At 66.9% G+C, this 927-nt stretch carries 2 protein-coding genes; both read right to left on the reverse strand.

All coding sequences use genetic code 11. The features are described from left to right. A partial coding sequence (locus IEY78_RS33755) for a carbamoyl phosphate synthase preATP-grasp domain-containing protein (protein WP_444544927.1) occupies nt 1-785 on the reverse strand: 785 nt, incomplete at its 3' end. Further along, a partial coding sequence (locus tag IEY78_RS33760; protein WP_444544928.1) for a glutamine amidotransferase-related protein occupies nt 778-927 on the reverse strand: 150 nt, incomplete at its 5' end. The genes IEY78_RS33755 and IEY78_RS33760, both read right to left, overlap by 8 nt.

Raw genomic sequence — 927 nt, forward strand, 5'->3', positions numbered from 1 at the left:
AGCGTCATCGCGGGGGCGACGGTGATCGAGTCGCCGGTGTGCACACCCATCGGGTCGAAGTTCTCGATGGAGCACACGACCACGACGTTGTCGTTCTTGTCGCGCATCAGCTCCAGCTCGTACTCCTTCCACCCCAGGATCGACTCCTCCAGGAGCACCTCGGTGGTGGGGGAGAGCGTCAGGCCCTGGCCGGCGATGCGGCGCAGCTCCTCCTCGTTGTGGGCGAAGCCGGAGCCGGCACCGCCCATGGTGAAGGAGGGCCGCACGACGACGGGGTAGCCGCCGAGCTCCTCGACACCGGCCAGGACGTCGTCCATGGAGTGGCAGATGTAGGAGCGGGCGGACTCGCCGTGGCCGATCTTCTTGCGGACCTCCTCCACGACCACCTTGAACAGGTCGCGGTCCTCGCCCTTGTTGATCGCCTCGACGTTCGCGCCGATCAGCTCGACGCCGTACTTGTCGAGGGTGCCGGAGGCGTGCAGCGAGATCGCGGTGTTCAGCGCGGTCTGGCCGCCCAAGGTGGGCAGGAGCGCGTCGGGGCGCTCCTTGGCGATGATCTTCTCGACGAAGTCCGGGGTGATCGGCTCGACGTAGGTGGCGTCGGCGATCTCCGGGTCGGTCATGATCGTCGCCGGGTTGGAGTTGACCAGGATGACCCGCAGGCCCTCGGCCTTCAACACCCGGCAGGCCTGGGTGCCGGAGTAGTCGAACTCGGCGGCCTGGCCGATGACGATCGGACCGGAGCCGATGACCAGGACGGACTGGATATCGGAGCGCTTAGGCACGCTGGCCCTCCATCAGGGAAACGAAGCGGTCGAAGAGGTACGCGGCGTCATGCGGACCCGCGGCGGCTTCGGGGTGGTACTGCACACTGAACGCCGGCTGGTCAAGGAGGTGCAGACCCTCCACCACGTCATCGTTCAGACA

Source organism: Streptomyces kronopolitis (assembly GCF_014646275.1).
GTDB classification, from domain to species: domain Bacteria; phylum Actinomycetota; class Actinomycetes; order Streptomycetales; family Streptomycetaceae; genus Streptomyces; species Streptomyces kronopolitis.